General features: G+C 62.9%; 18 protein-coding genes and 2 pseudogenes. 15 read left to right on the forward strand and 5 right to left on the reverse strand.

Annotated features, from left to right (window positions below):
• The coding region (gene tnpC, locus BZF61_RS15060) for an IS66 family transposase (protein ID WP_143736998.1) at positions 1-629 on the forward strand (629 nt) is incomplete at its 5' end.
• Positions 626-1,249 (forward strand): plasmid pRiA4b ORF-3 family protein, encoded by a 624-nt coding sequence (locus BZF61_RS15065; protein WP_027443935.1) that lies wholly within the window; start codon positions 626-628, stop codon positions 1,247-1,249. The genes tnpC and BZF61_RS15065, both read left to right, overlap by 4 nt.
• On the opposite strand, the gene BZF61_RS15070 is transcribed toward BZF61_RS15065, so the two are convergent.
• From BZF61_RS15070 to BZF61_RS15080, 3 genes are read right to left on the reverse strand one after another with little or no spacing between them, the layout of a single operon-like run.
• Positions 1,246-1,476, reverse strand: coding sequence for a YnfA family protein (locus BZF61_RS15070; protein ID WP_084625176.1), 231 nt, complete (start codon positions 1,474-1,476; stop codon positions 1,246-1,248). The two genes, BZF61_RS15065 and BZF61_RS15070, sit on opposite strands and share 4 nt — an antisense overlap.
• On the reverse strand, positions 1,473-1,823 hold the full coding sequence (locus tag BZF61_RS15075) for a DUF3147 family protein (RefSeq protein ID WP_027443898.1): 351 nt from the start codon (positions 1,821-1,823) through the stop codon (positions 1,473-1,475). Before BZF61_RS15075 ends, BZF61_RS15070 begins: the two co-directional genes overlap by 4 nt.
• Positions 1,820-2,233, reverse strand: a complete 414-nt coding sequence (locus BZF61_RS15080) for a MerR family transcriptional regulator (RefSeq protein ID WP_027443899.1) — start codon at positions 2,231-2,233, stop codon at positions 1,820-1,822. The genes BZF61_RS15075 and BZF61_RS15080 overlap by 4 nt, the downstream gene beginning before the upstream one ends.
• 69 nt (positions 2,234-2,302) lie before the next feature.
• On the opposite strand from BZF61_RS15080, the gene BZF61_RS15085 reads away from it, so the two are divergent.
• From BZF61_RS15085 to BZF61_RS15105, 5 genes are all read left to right on the forward strand, one after another.
• Entirely contained in the window at positions 2,303-2,935 is a 633-nt protein-coding gene (locus BZF61_RS15085; RefSeq protein ID WP_027443900.1) for a cation efflux transmembrane domain-containing protein, read from the forward strand.
• The gene (locus BZF61_RS15090; RefSeq protein WP_027443901.1) at positions 2,932-3,282 is read left to right on the forward strand and encodes a DUF3703 domain-containing protein; all 351 of its coding nucleotides are present in this window, start codon (positions 2,932-2,934) and stop codon (positions 3,280-3,282) included. The genes BZF61_RS15085 and BZF61_RS15090 overlap by 4 nt, the downstream gene beginning before the upstream one ends.
• Positions 3,283-3,728: 446 nt before the next feature.
• On the forward strand, positions 3,729-4,964 hold the full coding sequence (locus BZF61_RS15095) for a TolC family protein (protein ID WP_027443902.1): 1,236 nt from the start codon (positions 3,729-3,731) through the stop codon (positions 4,962-4,964).
• The gene (locus BZF61_RS15100) at positions 4,961-6,199 is read left to right on the forward strand and encodes an efflux RND transporter periplasmic adaptor subunit (protein WP_027443903.1); all 1,239 of its coding nucleotides are present in this window, start codon (positions 4,961-4,963) and stop codon (positions 6,197-6,199) included. Before BZF61_RS15095 ends, BZF61_RS15100 begins: the two co-directional genes overlap by 4 nt.
• Before the next feature lie 17 nt (positions 6,200-6,216).
• Complete coding sequence (locus BZF61_RS15105; RefSeq protein WP_051221206.1) at positions 6,217-9,366, forward strand: efflux RND transporter permease subunit; 3,150 nt, start codon at positions 6,217-6,219, stop codon at positions 9,364-9,366.
• 756 nt (positions 9,367-10,122) lie between these two features.
• Here BZF61_RS15105 and BZF61_RS15950 read toward each other — a convergent pair.
• Together BZF61_RS15950 and BZF61_RS15115 are read right to left on the reverse strand one after the other, a co-directional pair.
• Positions 10,123-10,482: a hypothetical protein gene (locus BZF61_RS15950; protein WP_211276807.1), complete on the reverse strand. Its 360-nt coding sequence runs from the start codon at positions 10,480-10,482 to the stop codon at positions 10,123-10,125.
• Positions 10,479-10,763: a type ISP restriction/modification enzyme gene (locus tag BZF61_RS15115; protein WP_158094109.1), complete on the reverse strand. Its 285-nt coding sequence runs from the start codon at positions 10,761-10,763 to the stop codon at positions 10,479-10,481. The genes BZF61_RS15950 and BZF61_RS15115 overlap by 4 nt, the downstream gene beginning before the upstream one ends.
• On the opposite strand from BZF61_RS15115, the pseudogene BZF61_RS15120 reads away from it, so the two are divergent.
• From BZF61_RS15120 to BZF61_RS15155, 8 genes and pseudogenes are all read left to right on the forward strand, one after another.
• Positions 10,723-10,860 (forward strand): annotated as a pseudogene (locus BZF61_RS15120) (transposase); the annotation flags it as partial. The gene BZF61_RS15115 and the pseudogene BZF61_RS15120 sit on opposite strands and share 41 nt — an antisense overlap.
• Before the next feature lie 894 nt (positions 10,861-11,754).
• Complete coding sequence (locus BZF61_RS15125; RefSeq protein ID WP_086620142.1) at positions 11,755-14,043, forward strand: TonB-dependent receptor; 2,289 nt, start codon at positions 11,755-11,757, stop codon at positions 14,041-14,043.
• Positions 14,043-15,698 (forward strand): carboxylesterase/lipase family protein, encoded by a 1,656-nt coding sequence (locus tag BZF61_RS15130; protein ID WP_245804675.1) that lies wholly within the window; start codon positions 14,043-14,045, stop codon positions 15,696-15,698. Before BZF61_RS15125 ends, BZF61_RS15130 begins: the two co-directional genes overlap by 1 nt.
• Positions 15,698-17,257 (forward strand): AMP-binding protein, encoded by a 1,560-nt coding sequence (locus BZF61_RS15135; RefSeq protein WP_086620141.1) that lies wholly within the window; start codon positions 15,698-15,700, stop codon positions 17,255-17,257. Before BZF61_RS15130 ends, BZF61_RS15135 begins: the two co-directional genes overlap by 1 nt.
• A 5-nt stretch (positions 17,258-17,262) precedes the next feature.
• Entirely contained in the window at positions 17,263-18,009 is a 747-nt protein-coding gene (locus BZF61_RS15140; protein WP_086620137.1) for a TetR/AcrR family transcriptional regulator, read from the forward strand.
• Positions 18,010-18,094: 85 nt separating this feature from the next.
• Positions 18,095-18,988: an SDR family NAD(P)-dependent oxidoreductase gene (locus BZF61_RS15145; RefSeq protein WP_086620138.1), complete on the forward strand. Its 894-nt coding sequence runs from the start codon at positions 18,095-18,097 to the stop codon at positions 18,986-18,988.
• Between the two features lie 63 nt (positions 18,989-19,051).
• Entirely contained in the window at positions 19,052-20,404 is a 1,353-nt protein-coding gene (locus BZF61_RS15150) for a spinster family MFS transporter (RefSeq protein ID WP_086620139.1), read from the forward strand.
• Positions 20,405-20,478: 74 nt separating this feature from the next.
• Positions 20,479-21,035: pseudogene (locus tag BZF61_RS15155) on the forward strand (IS5 family transposase); the annotation flags it as partial.

Consider the following 21,035-nt stretch of genomic DNA (forward strand, 5'->3'; position numbering starts at 1 on the left):
CCGTGCTCGAGGCAGGCTGCTTCGCCCATGCGAGGCGCAAGTTCTTCGAGCTGGCCGATGTCGTAAGCTCGGCCCGCAAGAAGAGTCGCGGACAGAGCGCCGCCATGATCTATCCGATCGCGCTCGAAGCCGTGCAGCGCCTCGATGCCCTGTTCGACATCGAGCGCGGCATCAACGGCAAGAGCCCGGCCGAGCGGCTTGCAGTTCGCCAGGAACTCAGCGCGCCGCTCATGGCCGAGCTCCACACCTGGCTGACCGAGCAGGTCGCCAAGCTATCGCGCGGCCATGATCTCACCAAGGCCTGCTTCTACATGCTCAAGCGCTGGGACGCGTTCACCCGCTTCCTCGACGATGGCCGGATCTGCCTCACCAACAACGCAGCTGAGCGCGCGCTCCGCTGCATCCCGCTTGGCCGCAAGGCATGGCTGTTCTGCGGATCCGATCGCGGCGGCCAGCGTGCCGTCATCATCTACACCCTGATCCAGACCGCCAGGCTCAACGATGTCGATCCGCAGGCCTGGCTCGCCGATGTCCTCGCTCGCATCGCCGATCATCCCGCCACCAGGCTCGATCAGCTGCTGCCTTGGAACTGGCGCAAGAGTGAAGGTCTGCTATCGCAGGCGGCATGACCCGCCAAAGCGCCATCGACAGTTTTACCGAGATCGCCACGCTGCGTATCGAGCTGAACGATTCCGACCCGCTCATCTGGCGAGAGCTCGAAGTCCCAACCTCCATCACCCTCAAGGTGCTGCACGAGATCGTCCAGACCGCCATGGGATGGCTCGACTATCACCTCTGGGAGATGGTCATCGATCACCAGACCTACGGCCTGCCCATGGACGAGGACTGGGGGACCGCTCCCCGCAAGGTCGCCTCCCGCACACGACTGCGCGATGTGCTTGCTCCCGGCACTACCCGGATTCATTATGTCTATGATTTCGGCGATTACTGGGAACACAGTTTGATCATCAGGGATGTCCGAGCTGGGGATCGCTCCACGGCATATCCGCGTTTCATCGCCGGTGAGCGCAACTGCCCTCCCGAGGACTGCGGCGGCATCCCGGGGTTCTACGAAATGCTCGAGGCGAGAAACGATCCGGACCATCCAGATCACGCCGATGTCAGCGAATGGCTCGACGACTACGATCCAGACGAACTCGATGTCTTCCCGATCAACGGCATCCTCGGCCGGATCGCCGCTCGTCGTAACGCCGCAGCAAAACGCATCATCAAACCCAGTGACCGCTAACTGAAACGGGTGCGGCCTTCACCGGATGGATACGCAAAGGCTCGCCCGGCGGCTTCCGCTTCTACCCTGGTCAGGGCGTAGGCAAAGACGACCAGTGACAGGATCCCGGCGGCCAGCCAGACCGGCGATCGCTCGAGCCGAAGGACTGCCCAGAAGGCAAAGCAACCGGCGATCTCGGCGATTGCCGCGAGAACGTACCAGGCAATTGTTGGGAGAGGCGCTGTCACAGCCGGATATCCCAACGAGCGAGTACCGCCGCCATGCCGACGTACAGGACGATGGTTAGGACGCAGCCGGCCGCGAGTGTGGGCCAGAATGCGAAGCCGCGCTTGAGCAGAACAGGGATCAGCAGGAACATCGGCAGGCTCGGAAGAACGTACCAGAATGTGGCCTGCGAATAGCTGGCCATGCGCGCGGCGTCGCCAGTGTCTCGCCAGAGCCAGATCATGCTGAGCAAGGCGACAAGCGGGAGCGATGCCAGCAATGCGCCTAGTCCAGCGCTCCGCCGCGCGACTTCGGAAACCACGACAATGATGATCGCCGTGATTGCGGTTTTGACGACCAGATAGATCATTCGTGGTCTCCGTTGCACATGGTGTGGTCCCCGAGGGCCTCGATCACGCGGCAATCGGCGGCAAGTCCGCCCCGGCAGCGACCGATGATGCGCGATAGTTCGTCGCGCAGGGTGACGAGCTGGCCGATCTTTTCTTCGACTTGCGTCAGATGCCGGGTGGCGATCCTATCGGCCTCCGAGCACTCGCGCTCGGGATGGTCGGCCAGATCGAGCAGCGAGCGCACTTCCTCGATGGTGAAGCCCAACTCGCGTGAATGACGGACGAAAGCGAGCCGCGTGCGATGCGCTTCGCCATAGGAGCGATAATTGCCCGCAGTCCGGGCCGGTTCGGGCAACAAACCGATCCGCTCGTAATAGCGGATCGTCTCGATGTTGGTGCCGGTCGCCCTGGACAGTTCGCCGATTTTCATCGCTTGACCCTGTAGTTGCTACAGGGTGCATATAGAGGGCCGACTCGAACGAACCAAGGAGTTTCGGCCATGGCGGACAGTTGCTGCGCCAGTTCCTGCAGTGACGACACCGCGCGCAATGATCCTGCGTGGCGCAGGGCGTTGTGGATCGCGCTCGTCGTCAATGCCGTGATGTTTTTCGTCGAGATCATCGCGGGTGCCGCATCGGGATCCCGCTCGCTACAGGCTGACGCGCTCGATTTTCTGGGCGATGCCGCAAACTACGCGATCAGCCTTGGCGTCGCCGGAATGGCGCTTGTCTGGCGGGCGCGGACCGCGCTGGTCAAAGGGCTGACCATTCTGGCCTTTGCACTCGGGGTGATGGTCTCGGCGGTCTGGGGCCTTGTTGCTGGAACCCAGCCCGATCCTTGGGCGATGACAGGCATCGGCGCTCTCGCGCTGGTGACGAACATCTCGGTGGCGCTCCTGCTCTATCGTTTCCGGTCGGGTGACGCCAACATGCGATCAGTCTGGGTCTGCTCGCGCAACGATGCGATCAACAACCTGCTGGTGATTGGCGCGGGCTTCGTGGTGCTGTGGACGGGCAGCGGCCTCCCCGACCTCGTCGTCGCGCTCATCATGGCGCTTCTCGGGCTTCAAGGTGGATGGCAGGTGGTTCGGCAGGCTCGATATGAACTTGCGGCAAGAGGGGTTCCGGTATGAAGCAGCTCGAAACCGCATATTGGGCGGAGATCGGTGCTTTCCGGCAAGCGAGGGCTGGCCAGGACGCGGCCGATGCCTGGCACTATCTGGAACGCGCGCATATCCTTTCTCAGCAGATCCTGCGGCTTCATCTCCATGCCCATGCGCTCATGCTAACCTTTGCCATATCCCGGCGCGAATGGCGGGAGGCGCGCGGACAGGTGCTGCGTCTGATGCTTGCGCCCCTCGGCGCTCTGCTGGGGCGGATCCCACTTGGAAACACCGGGCGAGCAGCGGTCAGTGCCTTCGTGACCATGCCCATACCGGAGGAGCTTCGTCATGCTCTGGGCCAGGAACAGTGCAAGTGATGCGCTTGCTGCTGCTGTATTGCCCTGCTAGGTGGGCACTATGAGGGGCATTGTTCTCCAGTTCCTGATTCTTTTCTCGGTGCTTTGCGCCGGTTTTCATGCGCCTGCTGCGGCGCATGGGGACGATCACGATCATGGTCAGGCCAGTGTTCTTGTGGCTGATGCGCTCCATGCTGATGCCCACGAAGATTTCTCAGACAATTCATCCTCTGATCCGTCGCAGGAGATCTTCCATCATCACCATTGTCCGGCAGCGATGATGGTCGGATGCGGGTATAATGTAGACGGACCTTACGCGAACCGAGACAAGCTCCGTCCGGGCGAGGTCACAGATCTCCTGTCACGAGCATCGGCACCACCGATCGAGCCCCCGCTAGCCTGAAACCTGCCACTTTGGCGGGCGTCTTTCTTCGCCCGCGATTGCCAAGTGTTTCAGGAGTTGTCCCATGTCATTGACGTTGCGCGTCGGCCTATTGGCCGGATTGGCGCTGGCCTTGCCCATAGCGGCAAGTGCGGAACCTGTAAGTCTGGACGAGGCCGTCCGCCGCGCCATTGCGGCGTCGCCCGTGATCGAGGCCCAGGAGGCAGGCATCCGGTCTGCAAGGGCGGGGCGCAGCCAAGCCGATGTTCGGCCCAATCCGGTCCTGTTGGTCGAGGCCGAGAACATCGCCGGCACCGGCGCCTATGATGTCTATCGGCAGGCCGAGACGACCGTCACATATACCCAGACCATCGAACGCGGGGGCAAGCGCGATGCGCGGATCGCCTATGCCGATCGCGACATCGGTGTTGCCGAAGCCTCGGCGCGCCTCGCCCGGCTCGACCTTGCCGAGGCGGTGCAACGCGCATTCATCGACCTGCAGATCGCCGAGGAAGTTGTCTGGCTTGCCGAACGACGCCTCGAAACCGAGCGCGCCATGCAGACCGAAGCCCTGCGCCGGGTACGCGGCTACAAGGATCCGCTCTTCGTCGAAACCCGCGTCGAAGCCCGTTTTGCCCAGGCACGGCTTGCGCTCGACGAGGCTCGGTCCCGCCGCAACGCCGCTCGCGCGAGGTTGGCCTCGTTCTGGGGCGGAAAGGCAGAAGACGTCGAGGTGCCGCGCGGGATCGAGAAGCCTGATGATCATCTGCACCAGTTGGCTGCGGCCGACAGTGCGCTTGCGTCTGCCACGGTGGAACGGGCGCAGGCGGCGGTCGTGGTCGAACAGACCCGCGGCGTGCAGGACTACACGGTGAGCGTCGGCGTGCGGCATCTGCGCGAGACGGGCGATGTCGCACTGGTGGCCGGAATCTCGATTCCACTCGGCCGTTTCGACCGCAATCGGGGCAACATCGAGCGAGCGCAGGCCGAACGGCAGCGCATCGAACTGCTGGCCGAAGCGGCCCGCCTTGACCGCCTGCGTCAGTTGGCCTCGCTCAGGGCTGAGGCGGATGCCGCCCGGATGCGCGCCGACGGGATTATGCAGGATGTCTATCCCAAGGCGGTCCGCACGCTCCAGCAGATCCGCGAAGGCTACAATCGCGGCGGTTTCCGTTTCAGCGATGTGCAGGACGGTGCCGACGCCATCATCGAGGTTCAGTCGCAGTGGGTCGAAGCAATGACCCGTTACCGCGACATCCAGTCCCAGATCGACCGGCTGACCGGACGCTTCGACGTCGTCGCCGGGGAGGAAGTGCAATGAGGAATATCCGTTCTACCGCCGCTATTGCGGCACTCGCACTCGCCCTTCCGCTTGCCGCCTGTGGTTCGGATCCGGCACCAACGGAACATGGCGAGGAGGGAGGCGAAGCCAAGAAAGGCCCCAATGGCGGGCGCCTCCTCAAGGATGGCGATTTTGCCGTCGAGGTCACGGTGTTCGAAACTGGGCAGGAGCCGCAGTTCAGGGTCTATGCCACGCGCGGCGGCGAACCGGTCGATCCGGGGACCGTGCAACTGACCATGACGCTCCGGCGACTGGGTGGCGAGGTCAACACATTCGCCTTCAAGCCCGAAGGCAAGTTCCTTGCCGGGCAGGGCGTGGTCGAGGAGCCCCACAGCTTCGACGTCGAGGTGGTCGCGACCGAAAACGGCAAGCGACACGTCTGGAAATACGCCAGTCCCGAAGGCCGCACCCGTATCGACGCAGAAGCGGCCAAGGCAGGCGGTATCGAAATAATGATAGCAGGTCCGGCGACGATCGTCGAGACACGCGAACTGTTCGGCACCGTCGCACTCGACCCATCTGCCCGTTCGGAAATCCGCGGCCAGTTTCCGGGCCGCGTGGTCAGCGTGACCAAGGACGTGGGCGACTATGTCCAGCGGGGGCAATTGCTGGCGCGCATCGAGTCAAGCGAGAGCCTGCAAGTCTATCCGGTCTATGCGACCGTCAGCGGCGTGGTCGCCGAACGCAATGGCAACCCCGGCGATGTGACCGGCGACCGCGCGCTCTATGTCATCACCGACCCGGCCCAGACCTCGGTCATCTTCAATATCTTCCCCAAGGATCTGGCGGTGATCCAGCCCGGCATGCGGGTGGAAATCGAAGCCATGGACGGCACGCCCGTCGCGGCGAGCCAGCTCGGGGACTACCTGCCTGAAGGCAATGCCGAGGCCGGAACGGCGCTGGTGCGAACCTCTGTCCCCAATCGGGCGGGGCGACTGCGCGCCGGCATGGCCCTGCGCGGCAAGGTGGTGGTGAATGCCGTCACCGTGCCACTGGCTGTGCGGACCGAAGCCATCCAGCCGTTCCGTGACTTCAAGGTCGTCTTTGCCAATTTCGGCCAGGACTACGAAGTTCGCATGCTTGAGCTGGGGCGCTCCTCGCCTGAGTGGACTGAAGTGCTGAGAGGCATCAAGCCGGGTACGCCTTACGTCGCCAAGGGCTCCTTCCTGATCCGCGCCGACATCGAGAAGTCGGGCGCGAGCCATGATCATTGAGCGGGAGAGAAAGCGCCATGCTTGCCCGCATCATCGGCTTTTCGATCCGCCAGCGCTGGTTCGTGCTCGCGGTTGTCGCCCTGTTATGTGTCATCGGCGTGTGGAGCGCGACCAAGCTGCCCATCGACGCCGTACCCGACATCACCAATGTCCAGGTCCAGATCAACACCGAGGCCGAAGGCTATTCCCCGCTCGAATCCGAGCAGCGCATCACATTTCCCATCGAGACGGCCATCGCTGGCGTTCCGGGCCTATCCTACACGCGCTCGATCTCGCGCTATGGGCTGAGCCAGGTCACGGTGGTATTCGAGGACGGCACCGACACCTATTTCGCCCGCCAGCAGGTCAACGAGCGCCTGCAAGCGGTCAGGTCGCAACTGCCGACCGGGATCGAACCTGAAATGGGACCGATCGCCACCGGGCTCGGTGAAATCTTCATGTTCGCGATCGAACCAAAGCCCGGCGCCACCAAACCCGATGGCAGTCCCTGGACGGCAACCGATCTCAGAACCCTGTCCGATTGGGTGGTGCGGCCGCAGATGCGCACCATTCCCGGCGTGGCCGAGGTCAACACCATCGGCGGCTACGAACGGCAATACCATGTCACGCCCAATCCGGCCCAGCTGGCCGCGCTCAGTCTGTCACTGAACGATCTTGTCGAGGCGCTGGAACGCAACAACGCCAATCGCGGCGCGGGCTATGTCGAGCGCGGCGGCGAGCAGATCCTGATCCGCGTTCCCGGGCAGGCGGCTAATGAAGCAGACCTCTCGCAGATCCTCGTTGCGACCCGCGGCGGCGTGCCGATCCGCGTCGGCGATGTGGCCGAAGTTGTGATCGGGTCCGAACTGCGCACCGGCGCGGCAACCGAGAATGGCAAGGAGATCGTGCTCGGAACGATCTTCATGCGGACTGGCGAAAACCCCCGGATTGTTGCCCAGGCTGCTGCGGAGAAGCTCAAGCAGGCGACAGCATCGCTGCCCGCAGGCGTGGTGGCGCACCCGCTTTATGACCGCACCAAATTGGTCGACCGCACGATCGCTACTGTCGAGAAGAACCTCACCGAGGGTGCATTGCTCGTGATTGTGGTCCTGTTCCTGCTGCTCGGCAATTTCCGGGCGGCTCTGATAACTGCTGTGGTGATCCCGATCGCCATGCTCATGACGCTGACCGGCATGCTGGCAACCCGAACCTCCGCCAACCTGATGAGCCTGGGTGCGCTCGACTTCGGGCTGATCGTCGATGGTGCGGTCATCATCGTCGAGAACTGCCTGCGACGATTGGGCGAAGCCCAGCATCGAATGGGGCGCTTGCTCGATCGCGACGAGCGGTTTGGCCTCGTGGCCAAGGCGAGCGCTGAAGTCATCCGCCCCTCGATCTTCGGCATCATCATCATCACCGCAGTGTATCTGCCGATCTTCGCACTTGAAGGTATCGAGGGCAAAACCTTCCATCCCATGGCGATCACCGTCGTACTGGCCCTGACGGCGGCGCTTATCCTCTCGCTGACGCTTGTGCCTGCTGCCGTTGCCATCTTCGTCACCGGCAAGGTGGAGGAAAAGGAAAACCGCGTAATGCTCTGGATGCGCGAGCGGTACGCGCCGCTCCTCGACAAGACCTTGGCTCGGCCGAAGCTCGCTGTTGCCTTAGCCGTCCTGCTTGTCACCCTCAGCGCTGCGGGAGCAACACGGCTAGGGTCGGAGTTCATTCCCAATCTCGATGAAGGCGACATTGCGATGCACGCGCTGCGTATTCCGGGCACCAGTCTTGGCCAGGCAGTGCAGATGCAGGAGTCACTGGAGAAACGTATCCGGCAGTTCCCGGAGGTGGAGCGCGTCTTTGCGAAGATCGGTACGGCCGATGTCGCGACCGACCCCATGCCACCATCGGTCGCGGACAATTTCATCATGCTCAAGGACAGGAGCGAATGGCCCGACCCGCGCAAGCCGCGTGACCAGCTTGTGGCCGAACTGAACAAGGCGGTGTCGGAGATTCCCGGGAACAACTACGAGTTCACCCAGCCGGTGCAGATGCGCATGAACGAGTTGATCGCGGGCGTGCGCGCCGATGTGGCGATCAAGCTGTTCGGCGACGACCTCGAGCAGCTGCTAAAGAGCGGCGATGCCATCAACGACGTGGCGGCGTCTATCCCCGGGGCTGAGGATGTGAAGCTCGAGCAGGTCACGGGCCTGCCGATGCTCTCGGTCACACCGCGCCGTGACATGCTCGCACGCTATGGCATCAGCATGGCCGAGGTTCAGGATGCCGTGGCCACGGCAACTGGCGGCCGCAAGGCGGGCGAGGTGTTCGAGGGCGACCGGCGCTTTGCCGTCGTCGTGCGCCTGCCCGAATCGCTGCGAACCGACCTGCCGGCACTCGGCAATCTGCCCGTTCGGCTTGCAGCTGGCGGGACAGTCCCGCTGTCGCAGCTGGCTGACATCTCACTCTCGACCGGACCCAATCAGATCAGCCGTGAGAACGGCAAGCGCCGCGCCGTGATCACCGCCAACGTGCGCGGCCGGGATCTGGGATCTTTCATCACGGAGCTGCGTGAGAAGGTCGGCGCCGAAGTCGAACTGCCGACCGGCTACTACGTTGAATACGGCGGCACGTTCGAACAGCTCCAGTCGGCCAAGACACGGCTGCAGGTGGTCGTACCGCTTGTGCTGCTGCTGATCTTCGGGCTGCTCTTCACCCTGTTCGGATCGACCAAGGATGCGGCTATCGTCTTCTCGGGCGTGCCGCTCGCATTGACTGGCGGGGTGGCGGCCCTGGCATTGCGCAGTATCCCGATGTCGATTTCCGCCGGGATCGGGTTCATCGCCTTGTCGGGTGTTGCGGTGCTCAACGGTGTCGTCATGCTGTCCTTCATACGCGACCTGCGCGAACGCGGATCGGGAGTGCTGGAGGCAGTGCGCGAGGGCGCTCTCACACGCCTGCGGCCTGTGATGATGACGGCTCTCGTCGCATCGCTCGGCTTCGTGCCGATGGCGCTCAACGTCGGAGCCGGTTCGGAGGTGCAGAGGCCACTCGCGACTGTCGTGATCGGTGGGATAATCTCCTCGACGATCCTCACATTGTTGGTGCTGCCGGCGCTCTATCGGCTAATACATGGGCGCGCGGATGGAACGGAGATCAAAGTCGTCGAAGGCGTCACTCAAGGGGCATGAAAGTACTCGCTGATCATCCCGCCAATGATATGAGGGTGGCATCGTGGACCCGGAGCAGCTGACCATAATGGGGTATCCAGCTACCCTGCAGTGCTCGCGAAAGCGGCGAGCAGAGTGACGCAACAGCGCCCCCAGCAAGCCTTCAGGTTCGGCGCGCTTCGTAATATTCAGCCCGGCTGAGACGTCGCAAGAATTTGGCTTGACCCCTGCGGTATCGGACGCGCCTTGGTAAGATTGTAAACCATAATTTATGTTGCAGAGAAGGTTGGATCCGGGTCGACTTCCCACCGCCAAATCATTGTGAAGAAGTTCGACATTTTTGGAAGAATTCGGTGGGTTCCCTAAACCGTTCCACGATAGATGCGGCGCTAGACCGGAACGGAACGGGACTATCGAATGTGCCTTGCCCTCATGAAGCGGTCGCTGCGCGTTCAGGCGCAACCGTCCATCTGGGGCCGCCCTCGCAGGATGTGACGGGCGCGGCATAGTCCGCAAGGAAAAAGCCGCTCGTGCTCCGAGAAAATACGGGTCCTACCTGAGGACTCCGAAAAACCTATGCGACCGGCGACCGCTTTTCGCGCCTCAGACCGCTGAGCGGGGGTTAGTTTCAGTTTGATCTTTCACACCAGACCTGGCCGCTCAAGCGCGAAAATGCTCTCCCTCTGAGGCCGCGCCAGTGTGACTTTCACTTCCACACCTTTCACACTTGGGGGTAAGCCGAACGGCTAGATCGCGGCTGGCATCCGCCTTGGCCGATCACCATCCCCCATTTTCCTCGGCGTAGGCGCGGCACCCTTCAATGAAGCTCCAGCTATTGCCGCCGCAACGGTCGGGATCGGTTATCCCGTTTTCCGCTGCCCATTGATATCCGGCTTCATGCCCGCTGCAATCGACCGTGCAGCCATAACGAGCATAGCTGCCCGCTTCGCCCTCCAGCTCATCGCGGCGTTCATCATATTCATCGTAGGTCTCACCAGCCACCACTTCATCGCCTGTAAGCCCCTGGGCTTCTTCGAATGTGAAGGTTTTCGGCTCCATTTCCTGAGCATCAGGATCATCGAACGCGCCGCAAGCGGCCAACATCAGCAGCGCCGCAAAAGCCATAAAGCCCCTCATTCCTCACCCTCCTCCGCTTCGCCCAACGGCATTTCGATCCCGGCCATGATGCGGTCGGTTTCGGCCAGAATCTTGACGATCCTCTGATAGTGGCGGATGTCGTCATAGCTCAAGGCGCGGCCTTTACGGTCTTTGATCCATTTCTGGGCGGGTTGGTATCCGCCAATAGGAAAGCTCCAGGACACGGCTGGGACGCCTTCGAAGTATTGCCCTTCATTGCCCTTGCCGTTGATGTAGACCGCTGACCTGGCCCGGCGGCATGGTGTGTCGGAAGCGACGATCTACAACTGGAAGGCCAAGTATGGCGGGCTGGAGGTATCCGAGGCCCGGCGGCTACGGGAACTTGAGGGCGAGAACGCGAAGCTCAAGCGGCTGCTGGGTAGCGTAGAGCGACGTGGAATGCCGTGCGACAGCGGAAAATAGGGCTCAATCCGGCGCATCTGCGCCTCGCTCAACTACCAAAGCTCCGACACCAGTAGCACCTCCTTGGTGCCGCCATTGAATCAACCGATTGCCACTCCCGCAAGCAATTTAATGGGTCCTGAGCCTAGGGTGCCGTACGCCCTTGTTAAGCCCCTCAATAATATCAATTGTTGAAAAACAGGGGCAGAAACGGAGCGAGCGCCAAGGCGGTCGCTCATGGCGCGCAGCAAAGGTTACCTAGTCCTCCGGCAGAGGGCCGAGTGACTTGCGCGAAAGGGCGCTTCGGGGTTTTCCCGTCTGAAGGGGACACCGACGCCAGCATGTGGGTCCAGCGCAGGAGAAGACCTTCCCCCGACGGAGGTCTTCGGGCCTGTCTGGCAGCGATTTCGATTATCGCGCGCTTCGCCTGGCGAAGGGAACCTGGAACAGGCAACGGCCTGCACCTTGGCGAGCGCCGATGCCCCAGCGAACCGGCCAAGAGCTACCGTCCGGACAGAAGAGCGCGTGCGGCTTGCGCGGCCTCGTCTCTTTTCAGCCCGCAGCCGGTCCGAGGAACGATGCTGAGCCGAAGCCGGTCACGCAACGCACGACGCTGTGACACTGGCCCTTCATGGCTCGCCGGATCCGCGGTGATCACTTCCTATCGCACGTCTGGCGGCACCGCGCCGCGAAGCGTTTTCCGGCCCTGGAATCGGGTCACGGTCCGTCCGGAAAACCGGGATGCGAGCCGGTCTGGTTTGCTCCAGTTTTTTCACGCGCGCGTGAGTGAATATTGACTCGCTGAAGAGCGACGTTAAGAAATGCCACGAAAACGTCGAATCAAACCGGCGCATTCGAGGGAGAGAGATGATGAGGGGAATCCTGTTTGCCTCCGCTTCGGCGTTGGCTCTTGCCTGTATGCCCGGCTCGGCCCTAGCGCAGAGCGAGGGTGCCAGCGGCGCACGCGACAATGCGTCTGATCCAGTCGCTGATACCGACCGGCGCGAGAATGTGATCATCGTCACCGCCACGCGGCGCGAGCAGGATCTTCAGGATGTGCCGCTCAGCGTGACAGCCTACAGCCAGAAGGAGCTCGATGAGCTTGGCATCGTCGGATACGAGGGGATCGCGCAGAATACTCCGGGCGTGGTGATCAACCGGCCGACCCAGAACTTCAACAACTTCACCAGCCGCGGCATCAACACCAACGGGTACAGTGCGGGACTGCAGAGCGCGGTCGCGATCTACATCGACGAATTGCCGATCTCCGCCAACGGCAACTCGACCATCCTCGACCCCAATCTCTATGATGTGGAGCGGGTGGAGTTCCTGCGCGGCCCGCAGGGCACGCTGTTCGGCTCCAATTCGCTCGCGGGGGCGATGCGCATCATCACCAAGAGCCCAGACCTCGACGAGTTCATGGCTTCGGCCAGCACAGATCTGGGGCTGACCGACGGCAGCTCGCTGCGGCAACGTTACAACGCCATGATCAACGTGCCCATCATAACCGACGAAATGGGCCTGCGCGTCACCGGTTATTACCGGAACGAGGATGGTTGGGTCGACAACATCGGCACGGGCATCAAGGATGCCAACAGCCTCGAGGCCTATGGCGGCCGCGCTATCCTGCTGATGAAGCCGAGCGACCGGATGCAGGTCAAATTGCTGGCTTCCTATGAAAACAGCATGCCGGCCGATTCCGCGCTTACCAATCCGGCGCTGGGCAGGTTCGTGCGCCGGTCGGATCGCCCCGATCTGTTCCAGGGCGAGCTCACCAATTTCAATGTGACGGTGAACTACGAGTTCAATTTCGCCGAACTGATCAGCTCCACGACCATTTCGACCTATGACGCGTCCTTCTATGTCGATCTGGCGGGGACATTCGCACAGGCGATCCCCTTCGCGCTCGATGCGTTCGGCGCCGACGATCTCTTCGTGCAGGAATCGCGGCTGGTCTCCTCCCACGGCGGGCCTTTCCAGTGGGTCGTCGGCTTTTTCTATTACGACAAGCGCCGGACAGTCGATTTCGACTACCGTTCCACGCCAGAGTTCCTCGCGGCCCGCGGGCTGACCGGACTGCCTGACGAGTACTACCTGCGCTTCGATGCCTATACGGACCAGTCGGAGATTGCCGGCTTCGGCGAGGTGACCTACAACTTCTCGGACAGCTTCTGGATCACGGGTGGTCTTCGCTACGGCAAGACCGAGGTGCAGTCCTTCACGCGCGGCGGTGGATACAACAGCAACTACCTGCTGGCCGCCCTGCTGGGCTTCCGGAACACTGCGCTGACCGTGACGCCCGTTCCCCCGGCTACCGGCCTCAAGGTCTCGGATGACCGCCTTTCCTACAAGGCTAGTGTTTCGTGGAAGCCGCACCCGGACATGACCACCTATGCCACAGTCGCCACCGGTTTCCGAACGCCGGTGGTCAACGCACGCGCCGGTCAGGTCAGCGCGCTTGATCCGAATGATCTGGTGATCCCCGATGGAGCGAAATCGGACAGCGTCACTAATTACGAAATCGGCATCAAGGGCAATTGGCTGGATGGCAAGCTTAGCGCCAATCTGGCCGCCTATTACATCGACTGGCAGGATATCCAGGTCCAGGCCAACCGCATCTCGGATTCAGTCCAGTTCGCCACGAACATCGGTGCTGCGGAAAGCTACGGTCTCGAATTCGAGATTCTGGCGCGCCCGCTGGCGGGCCTGAGCTTCTCGCTCAACGGCTCGTTCAATCGCGCCCGCGTCAGCCAACTCACAGATCTCGAGGCTGCGATCTCGGGCGCAGAACGCGGTGTGCGTCTGGCCTCCCCGCGCTTCCAGGGGTCCGGCACGGTCCGCTACGATTTTGCCCTGTCGGACAGCGCCAAGGCCTATGCGTCGCTCAACGTGGCGCATGTGGGATCTTTCCCGAACCAGTTCCCCAATGTCCCGGGCAATCCCAATGCCGCCAGCCCGACCTATGATTTCACTGATGCCTGGACCAACGTGAACCTGTTTGCCGGTACGCGGATCGGGAAGCTGGGCATCACGGCCTATGTGGAGAACCTGCTCGACGCGGACAAGGTCACCTATGTCCATCCCGAAGCGTTTCTGGACAGCCGCTATGCGCGCATGCGCCCGACGACCTTCGGCATCCGGATGGACTATTCGTTCTGATGTCCCTGCGGCACCGCATCGCGTACATGCTTGCACTGTGTGCTGCCGGCCCGGCGCTTGCCGGGCCGGGCAGCGCGGCCGCGGAGGCCCCGGTTGTCAGGGCCCCGGCCGGGCCAATACGCGGCGCGTACGGAAACGGAGTGTCGGTCTATCGGGGCATTCCCTATGCCGAGGCCCCGGTAGGCGAGCGGCGCTGGCGCCCACCGGTGCCCAAGGCGCCATGGCAGGACGTGGCTGATGCCACGCGCTTCGGCCCGCCGTGCTTCCAGCCGGCCTCGCGGCCGAGTGCCAGCTCGATCTATTCCGAAGAGCTGCCGGAAATGAGCGAGGACTGCCTGTCGCTCAACATCTGGGCGCCGGAAGGTTCGGCGAAGGCCCCGGTCTTCGTCTGGATCCACGGCGGCGCGCTGGTGGGTGGAATGGGCAGCTCTTTGATGTATGACGGCACGCGCCTTGCGAGGGAAGGCGTGCTGGTGGTGTCGCTCAACTACCGCCTCGGGCCGCTCGGGTTTCTCGCCCATCCTGAACTAAGTGCCGAATCCGCAGAAGGCATTTCCGGCAATTACGGCCTTCTCGACCAGATCGAGGCGTTGCGCTGGATCCAGCGCAATATCGCGGCCTTCGGCGGCGATCCCGATAATGTCACGATTGCCGGGGAATCCGCCGGTGCGCTCAGCGTCATGTATCTGCTCACGTCGCCGCTTGCCGAAGGGCTGTTCGACAAGGCGGTGATGCAGAGCGCCTACATGGTCTCGACACCTGCGTTGAAGCGTCCGCAGTACGGACACCCTGCATCCGAAGCCATCGGCACCTGGTTGCAGGGACAACTGGGTGTCAGGGGAATCAGCGAAATGCGCGCCATGAGCGCGCGCGATCTGACCGACCGTTCGCTCGCCGCAGGCTATCCCACATGGGTGACGGTCGACGGGAAGGTCATACCGGATCAGACCGTCGATGTCTTCGATGCAGGCCAGCAGGCCCGCGTGCCCCTGCTGGCGGGGTTCAACAGCGGCGAGATCCGCACGCTGCGCCGGTTGCTGCCGCCCATCCCTGAGGATCGCGGCGAATACGAGGCAAAGATCCGCGCCGCATATGGCGACAGCGCGGCACGCTATCTGGCGGCCTATCCATCGGGCAATGTCGAGGAAAGCATGCTCGCGGCGACACGCGATGCGCTTTACGGATGGACCGTGCAGCGAATGGGTGAAAAGCACACTGCCGCAGGTTCGGCGGCCTACCTGTATCTGTTCGATCACGGATATCCGGCGGCCGACAATGCCGGACTTCATGCCTTCCATGCGGCAGAAATCCCCTTCGTCTTCGGAACGATCTGGCAGACCTATCCTAACTGGCCGCAGGTCCCCCGGACTCCTGACCAGGCCGCCCTGTCGCAAACCATGGTGGAATACTGGAGCTCGTTTGCAAAAACGGGCAAGCCGGTCGCGAAAGGCCAGCCGGAGTGGCCAGCCTTCGACGCGCGCAAGCCGTTCATGGTCTTCGATGGCAGCGCTAGGGTCGTCCGCGATGTCATGGGGGACCGGTACGACCTCCATGAAGAGACCGTGTGCCGCCGCCGTGCTGCCGGCGACCAGCAATGGAACTGGAACGTCGGCGTGATTTCCCCACCGCTTCCACCGAAGGCACCGCAATGCTGATGCCCGATGGCGCGATGCAGGACTTCGCGCTGACGCTCGACCGGATCCTCGATCACGCCGCCAGATGGCACCCCGATACCGAGGTGGTTACCGCGACGCCGGGGGAGAGCCAGCGGATCGGCTATGCCCAGCTCAATGCGCGGGCGCGGCGGGTCTCAGCGGTGCTCGCCGAGCGGGGCGTTGCGCAGGGCAGCCGTGTGGCGACCCTTGCCTGGAACACGCAGGCCCATGTCGAAAGCTGGTATGCGATCATGGGCATGGGGGCGGTGTGCCACACTCTCAATCCGCGGCTCACCGCCGACCAGCTCGCGTGGATGGCCGGACAATCGCGCGCCGGGGTGCTCATCGCCAGTGCGGATCTTGCTGGCCTCGCCAGCGACATTTCGGCCCGTACCCCCACGCTCCGGCATGTCCTGATCATCGATGGTGCCGCCGAGATCGGTGAGGCGCTCGAGCCCCTTCTCGTCCGCTCGAACGGGGAGGAGGTGGTCTGGGGCCAGTTCGACGAGACGCTGCCTTGCGGCCTGTGCTTCACGTCGGGAACGACAGGGGCGCCCAAGGGCGTCACCTACACGCATCGCGGCAACTTTCTCCATACCTTGCGCCAGCTGCAGGCCGACGTTGCCGGGATCACGTCACGCGATGTGGTGCTTCCGGTCGTGCCGATGTTCCATGCGAACGCCTGGGGCCTGCCCTTTGCCGCTCCCGCTACCGGCGCTAAGCTGGTCTTGCCCGGCCGTCACACCGATGGCGCGAGCCTGGCCCGACTGATCGCGGCGGAGGGAGTGACCATTGCGGTAGGGGTTCCGACTGTCTGGCTCGGTCTGATCGATCATCTCGACGCGGTTGGTGGAGAGGTGCCGAGCCTCCAGCGGATAATGGTCGGTGGCGCGCCGATGCCGCCTGCATTGATGGAGCGGCTCGAAGCGCGCGGGATTGAAGTGCAGACGACCTGGGGCATGACCGAGCTTTCACCGCTCGGTACCGCGACGCCACCGGGTGCCATGCCGCGCGATCCGGCGCAGTCGGGTCGCCCCGCGATCGGCATGGACCTGCTATTGACCGATCACAAGGGAACTCCGCTGCCGGAGCAACGCGGCGCCGAGGGCCACCTCTGGGTGCGTGGCCCATCGGTCGTTGAACGCTATTTCGGCAAGGCCGAGCTGGCCACGCGCGATGGCTGGTTCGAAACCGGCGATCTTGCCACGATCGACGACGAGGGCAATTTGCGCATCACCGGACGCGCGAAAGACCTGATCAAGTCAGGGGGTGAATGGATCAATCCCGCCGAGATCGAGGCACTGGTCGGTGCGCTGCCGGAAGTGTCCCTGGCAGCGGTCATCGGCCGCCCCGATGCCAAATGGGGCGAGCGGCCGATCCTACTGGTCGAATTGCGCGACGATGCCTCGCCTTCCGACGAGGCATTGTGCGCACCGCTGCACGGCAAGGTTGCAAGCTGGTGGATTCCGGACGCGGTCGTACGACTTGACAAGATGCCTCTTGCTGCCACCGGAAAGATCGACAAGTTGCGCTTGCGGAACCAGTATAGCAGGCCATGAGCGCTATGATCGATCTTGTCGCCGCAGATGCGGCCAGTGCGAGGAAGGGACAGGCATTGCCAGCCGTCAGGACGCCGCGGAAGAAGTCACAGTCCAAGGCCGAGCGCCGCGCGGAAACGACAGAGCAGATCCTTGACGCAGCAGAATATCTTTTCTCGCGCCATGGGCTTTATGGCGTCACGCTCAAGGACGTCGCCAGGCGTGTCGGCGTGCACCACACGCTGGTGAACTACTATTTCAGGGACAAGAAGGCGCTGTTCGACGCGGTCTTCGCGCGCCGCGCCGTGGTGACCATCGAAAAGCGGATGAAGGCGCTCGACGACTATGATCGCGAGGCCGGTGATAATCCGACGATCGAAGGCGCGCTGCACGCCTTTCTCGATACCGATCTCGATCTTTACATCGAAGGCGGCGAAGGCTGGAAGAACTACGGGGCCTTTGGAGCCCAGGCCTCGAACAGTCCCGAAGGGGCGGCTTTAATGGACAAGTATTTCGACCCGGTCGTGCTGCGTCTGATCGGGATCCTCAAGCGCGCCCTGCCCGAAGCCGACGAAGCCGATATCTTCTGGGGCTACCACTTCGTCACCGGGGCCTTGATGCTGACCCTTGCACGAACCGGTCGGATCGACACGCTGTCGAACGGCCTTTGCCGTTCGGATGACTACGAAGCCGTCAAGCAGCGCATGGCGCGGTTCATGGCGGCAGGCTTCCGTGAAGTCTGCAATCAGCGGAGGGGCAAGCAGGAAGCCTAGTCCCGACGGGAGCAGGACAGAACTCCTGCCGTCCAGTTTATTCACTCACGAGCGAGTTAGTTTTTAGTCTGGAAGGAGAAGCGACATGGAACTAGCCGGGCGGGTCGCGATTGTCACGGGTGCCGGTGGTGGGCTTGGGAGATCTCACGCCCTCGAACTCGCGCGAGCGGGCGCAAAGGTGGTTGTCAATGACCTCGATATCGACGCGGCGGAGCGAGCGGCGACGGAAATCCGCACCGCAGGCGGAGACGCACTTGCTGCAAGCGGCTCGGTCACCGACGAGCAAGCTGTCACTGAAATGGTCGGTCAGACGCTGGCGCAGTGGAAGCGTGTTGACATCCTGATCAACAATGCCGGCATCCTGCGCGACCGCAGCTTTGCGAAGATGGATCTCGCCGACTTTCGTCTGGTGGTTGATGTGCACTTGATGGGAGCAGTCATCTGCACCAAGGCGGTTTGGGACACGATGCGCGCGCAGGGTCATGGCCGGATCGTGATGACGACCTCGTCATCGGGACTTTATGGCAATTTCGGGCAGGCCAATTACGGCGCAGCGAAGATGGCGCTTGTCGGCCTTATGCAGACCCTCGCGATCGAGGGCGAGAAGTACGGCATCCGGGTCAATTGCCTCGCCCCGACCGCCGCCACACAGATGACCGGCGGGGTCCTCTCGGAAGAATCGCTGGCCTACCTTGATCCCGGCCTCGTCAGTCCGGGCCTCATCCCACTGGTCGGTCAGGATGCCCCGACCCGCACGATCCTGTGCGCTGGCGCCGGACACTTCGCGGCTGCGCACGTGACGCTGACTGAAGGAGCCCAGATCGGAGGCGGCACGGATGCTGCAGACCGGATTGTCGCCAACTGGGGAAAGATCATCGATCGGACCGGCGAGATCGTCCCTGCCTACGGGTTCATGCAGGCCGAGCGTGAAGTGGCTGCAGCGGGCGGCAACAGCGCGGCGCTCGCCGCCGCCCACTAGGCGATTGCCCAAGGATTCGACGACGTCGGGCGGGAAGCCTCAATGACGAGGGGAGGAACGCAAATGAGCGAGATCACCACATCTGCATCAGGCAGCGACGTGCCGCGCACACCCTACGAAAGTAAGTCCTACCGCTATTTCGTGCTCGCGATGCTGACCCTCGTCTACGCGCTCAACTTCGTTGACCGCCAATTGCTGGTGATCCTGCAGGAGCAGATCAAGGGCGATCTTGATCTTTCCGATACGCAGCTCGGGCTTCTGTCGGGTTTCGCCTTTGCGCTGTTCTACGTGTCCTGCGGCATCCCGATCGCGCGCTGGGCAGATCGCGGGGTCCGGCGCAGCATCATCGCGCTCGCGCTTGCCGTGTGGAGCGGGATGACAGCGGTCAGCGGGCTTGCCCAGAACTTCACCCATCTGCTGCTGGCGCGTGTCGGGGTCGGCGCCGGCGAGGCCGGGGGCAGTCCGCCCGCGCATTCGATGATCTCGGACATCTTCGCCGAGAAGGAACGCGCAACCGCGCTGTCGATCTATTCGATCGGCATCTACATCGGAATTCTCACCGGCTTCGCGCTTGGCGGCTACATTGCCGACACCTTCGACTGGCGCACCGCCTTTATGGTCGTCGGCCTGCCGGGAATTGTCGTGGCGTTAATCCTCCGGCTCAGCGTGAAGGAACCGGTCCGCGGCTGGTCCGAACATCGTCCTCCCGAAACGGGCCCGCCGCCGCCCTTCCTTGAGGTACTGGGCTTCCTCTGGTCGCGCCGCACGTTTCGCAATCTGGCCCTGGCCGGGTGCCTGCAGGCTACGGTCATCTACGCGGTCGGGAACTGGTTGCCGTCATTCTTCCTGCGCCATCACAGTATCGCTCTTGCGGAGCTTGGCGTGTGGATGGCGCTGACATCAGGCCTCGGTGGCGGCGCAGGCTCGTTCTTTGGCGGCTGGCTGGCAGACAGGCTGGGGCAGCGCGACCGGCGCTGGTACGTCTGGGGATCGGCAATGCTGCTGCTGTCGATCACGCCGTTGCTGCTGGTGATGCTCACCACCGCCAACCTCACCCTGGCGCTGATGCTGACCGGCGTGTTCCACTTCCTTTCGGCCTCCTATCTCGGCCCGGCACTGGCTGTCTCCCATGGGCTCGTCGGGCTGCGCATGCGCGCGCTGACGTCGGCCGTGTTCTTCTTCTTCATCAATCTGATCGGCCTCGGGCTTGGACCACTGATCGTCGGCTTCATGAGTGACCGACTGCCTGAGACAAGCCTAGGCAGTCCGCTGGCAACGGCGATGATCGTGGTGGGCTGTACAGCATCGCTGTGGGGAACGCTGCAATATCTTATCGCATCGCGCCATATTCGCGGCGATCTCGCGGCAAGTCCAGCCGCCACCAGCCGGAGCGAAGCAGTGCAGCAGGCTGTCTAGGCTCAGGACCCATTAAGTTGCTTGCACTTGAGGCGATGGGTTGATTCAACATCGGCACCAAGGAGGTGCTGCTGGTGTCGGAGCTTTGGTTGTTGAGCGAGGCGCAGATGCGCCGGATTGAGCCCTATTTTCCGCTGTCGCATGGGATTCCACGGGTCGATGACCGGCGCATCGTGAGCGGCATTATCTTCGTGATCAGGAATGGCCTGCGCTGGCGCGATGCGCCTCCCGCCTATGGCCCGCACAAGACGATCTACAACCGGTTCATCCGCTGGAGCCGCCTGGGCGTGTTCAACCGTATCTTCGCCGAGCTCGCCGCCAAGGGCGGCAAGCCCGACCAACTGATGATCGATGCTACCCATCTCAAGGCGCACCGGACGGCGGGGAGCCTGCTAAAAAAGGGGCTCTACCCCGACGTATCGGGCGCACCAAAGGTGGCTTGAACTCCAAGCTTCACGCTGTCTGCGATGGCAGGGGCCGCCCGTTGATCATGCTGCTCAGCGAAGGGCAGATGAGCGACTACAAAGGGGTGGCCCTGATGATCGATGCCTTCCCAGGAGCCAAGGCGTTGCTCGCTGACCGGGGCTATGATGCCGCCTGGTTCCGCCATGCCTTGGCCGAGCGCGGCATC

The sequence above is a fragment of the Erythrobacter tepidarius genome (assembly GCF_002155695.1).
GTDB classification, from domain to species: domain Bacteria; phylum Pseudomonadota; class Alphaproteobacteria; order Sphingomonadales; family Sphingomonadaceae; genus Erythrobacter; species Erythrobacter tepidarius.

What these genes read in the sequence shown, in the direction of transcription:
- BZF61_RS15065 (WP_027443935.1), top strand. Translation starts at nt 626, where the DNA reads ATGACCCGCCAAAGCGCCATCGACAGTTTTACCGAGATCGCCACGCTG.
- BZF61_RS15075 (WP_027443898.1), bottom strand. Translation starts at nt 1,823, where the DNA reads ATGATCTATCTGGTCGTCAAAACCGCAATCACGGCGATCATCATTGTC.
- BZF61_RS15080 (WP_027443899.1), bottom strand. Translation starts at nt 2,233, where the DNA reads ATGAAAATCGGCGAACTGTCCAGGGCGACCGGCACCAACATCGAGACG.
- BZF61_RS15085 (WP_027443900.1), top strand. Translation starts at nt 2,303, where the DNA reads ATGGCGGACAGTTGCTGCGCCAGTTCCTGCAGTGACGACACCGCGCGC.
- BZF61_RS15090 (WP_027443901.1), top strand. Translation starts at nt 2,932, where the DNA reads ATGAAGCAGCTCGAAACCGCATATTGGGCGGAGATCGGTGCTTTCCGG.
- BZF61_RS15095 (WP_027443902.1), top strand. Translation starts at nt 3,729, where the DNA reads ATGTCATTGACGTTGCGCGTCGGCCTATTGGCCGGATTGGCGCTGGCC.
- BZF61_RS15100 (WP_027443903.1), top strand. Translation starts at nt 4,961, where the DNA reads ATGAGGAATATCCGTTCTACCGCCGCTATTGCGGCACTCGCACTCGCC.
- BZF61_RS15105 (WP_051221206.1), top strand. Translation starts at nt 6,217, where the DNA reads ATGCTTGCCCGCATCATCGGCTTTTCGATCCGCCAGCGCTGGTTCGTG.
- BZF61_RS15950 (WP_211276807.1), bottom strand. Translation starts at nt 10,482, where the DNA reads ATGAGGGGCTTTATGGCTTTTGCGGCGCTGCTGATGTTGGCCGCTTGC.
- BZF61_RS15125 (WP_086620142.1), top strand. Translation starts at nt 11,755, where the DNA reads ATGAGGGGAATCCTGTTTGCCTCCGCTTCGGCGTTGGCTCTTGCCTGT.
- BZF61_RS15130 (WP_245804675.1), top strand. Translation starts at nt 14,043, where the DNA reads ATGTCCCTGCGGCACCGCATCGCGTACATGCTTGCACTGTGTGCTGCC.
- BZF61_RS15135 (WP_086620141.1), top strand. Translation starts at nt 15,698, where the DNA reads ATGCCCGATGGCGCGATGCAGGACTTCGCGCTGACGCTCGACCGGATC.
- BZF61_RS15140 (WP_086620137.1), top strand. Translation starts at nt 17,263, where the DNA reads ATGATCGATCTTGTCGCCGCAGATGCGGCCAGTGCGAGGAAGGGACAG.
- BZF61_RS15145 (WP_086620138.1), top strand. Translation starts at nt 18,095, where the DNA reads ATGGAACTAGCCGGGCGGGTCGCGATTGTCACGGGTGCCGGTGGTGGG.
- BZF61_RS15150 (WP_086620139.1), top strand. Translation starts at nt 19,052, where the DNA reads ATGAGCGAGATCACCACATCTGCATCAGGCAGCGACGTGCCGCGCACA.